Origin of the sequence: Komagataeibacter xylinus (assembly GCF_004302915.1) — a bacterium.
GTDB classification, from domain to species: Bacteria; Pseudomonadota; Alphaproteobacteria; order Acetobacterales; family Acetobacteraceae; genus Komagataeibacter; species Komagataeibacter xylinus_C.
In genome coordinates, this window is record NZ_QQBI01000090.1 from 1 (window position 1) to 1,523 (window position 1,523).

The window sequence follows — 1,523 nt, forward strand, 5'->3', positions numbered from 1 at the left end:
ATTGCCCCGCCGCCGCCTTGTCCATAAGCCAGATGAGTTCACCCTCGGTGGTGATATGGCTGGCAGGCTCCGCCGGGTCGCCCGCGCGCACCTTTGCAAAGGCTTCACGCTTGCCCGCACCTGCCAGCATGAACACCACATGGCGGCTGGAATGGATGGCGGGATAGGTGAGCGTAAGGCGCGTATGCGGCGCATCATCGGGCACGCAGGTCGAGACCCAGAGCTTTTTCTCCTCCAGCACCGGCTGGCGGGGAAAGAGCGATGCGGTATGCCCGTTATCGCCCAGGCCCAGCATCACCACATCGAAGAGCGGGCGGCCGGGTTCCAGCACCTTTGCGCCATAAACCGCCTCGAGCTCCGCCTGGTATTTTGCCGCCGCCTGCGCCGGGTCGCCCGATGTGGGCATGGGGTGCACGTTGGCGGATGGTACCTTGACGTGCGCCAGCATCTCGGTCTCGACCATGTTGTAGTTGCTGGCCGCATCGCTCTCGGGCACGAAGCGTTCATCGCCAAAGAAGAACTGCGTGTTCGCCCACGGAAAGCGGTCGCGGTATTCGGCAGAGGCCAGGATCTGGTACAGCCGCCTGGGCGTGGACCCGCCTGACAGCGCGATCACGAACGGGCCCCCCTTTTTCGCCAGCGCCTGTTCCGTCAGCCATTTCGCCATGTGCTGCGCAATGGCCTCGGCATCGGGCAGGATCACCATCGCGCCCGTTTTCACATCATGTCCACCGGTCATGTCACGCATCTCCCAGCACGAATTTCTCGATTCCATTGGCGAATCCTTCCTCCTCGCACGAGGTGGAGACATGGGTCGCCTGCTTCTGCACCTCCGGGCTTGCCTGCCCCATGGCGATCGACATGCCGCTCTTGCGGAACATCAGCACGTCATTGGGCTGGTCGCCCAGGGTCACCATCTGGCTGGCGGGAATGCCCAGCAGGCGCTCGAGCGCCATCACCACGCCGCCCTTGTTGGCGTCTTTATTGGTCACGTCCACGTAGTAGGGCTGCGACAGGGCGGCGGAGGCCGTATCGCCCAGCGCCTGCTGCAGGTCATGCTCGAGGCGCTTCATCAGTTCAAGGTCATCGCTGACCCCGGTGATCTTGACCACCTGGTCGAGCTTCGCTTCCACATCGCCCACCACGGGCGGGAACTTCACGGTCCACTGCTCGCGCGCCACATGCGGGGCCTCGAGTTTCGAGACGATCCAGTCATTGCCATTATACACCCACGGGTCGGCCCTGTGGTCGCGGATGATGCCGATCACCTTGCGCGCGGTGTCAGTTGGCAGGGTGCGGGCCTCGATGACGGTAAAATCGGGCCTGACCATCATGCCGCCATTGAAGCCTGCGATCGGCTCGGAAATTTTCAGCGGGTCGATCACCATCTTCATGCCCTTGGGCGGGCGGCCGCTGGTTATGGTGAAAAGGATGCCCCGCTCGCGCAGGCGCTCGACCGCGCGGATGGCGCGTGGGGTCAGGATCTTGTCCTTCGTGACCAGTGTGCCATCCACATCGGCCAG

The 1,523-nt window shown here is 63.6% G+C and carries 2 protein-coding genes; both read right to left on the reverse strand.

What is annotated here, in order from left to right:
• Positions 1 to 748, reverse strand: a 748-nt coding sequence (pgl, locus tag DV027_RS17235) for a 6-phosphogluconolactonase (protein WP_130732988.1), incomplete at its 3' end; no start/stop codon positions are given.
• Positions 741 to 1,523: Cof-type HAD-IIB family hydrolase (locus tag DV027_RS17240; RefSeq protein WP_242622003.1), on the reverse strand; the 783-nt coding region annotated here is incomplete at its 5' end. The genes pgl and DV027_RS17240, both read right to left, overlap by 8 nt.